Origin of the sequence: Streptomyces hilarionis (assembly GCF_024539675.1) — a bacterium.
Classification (GTDB): Bacteria; Actinomycetota; Actinomycetes; order Streptomycetales; family Streptomycetaceae; genus Streptomyces; species Streptomyces hilarionis.
Genome location: NZ_JAHHIT010000767.1, coordinates 1 through 261 on the forward strand (window position 1 = coordinate 1; position 261 = coordinate 261).

Here is a 261-nt window from a genome sequence, read left to right on the forward strand (position 1 = left end):
GTACCGGATCGGCCACCGCCATTGCCGAAATCTTCCCGGAGCTGCGTGGGCGCCTGAATGGTCACGCCGTACGCGTACCGCTGGCCAACGCTTCGCTGACCGATTGTGTCTTCGAGGTCGAGCGTGCCACGACCGTCGAGGAAGTGAACCAGTTCCTGAAGGATGCTTCGGAAAACGAGCTGAAGGACATCCTCGGTTTCGAGGAGCGCCCGCTGGTGTCCATCGACTACCGCACCGACCCCCGCTCATCGATCATCGACG

Annotated in this window: 1 pseudogene; it reads left to right on the top strand. The window is 62.1% G+C overall.

The window, feature by feature from the left end:
- Positions 1 to 261: pseudogene (locus KMS84_RS44660) on the top strand (type I glyceraldehyde-3-phosphate dehydrogenase); the annotation flags it as partial.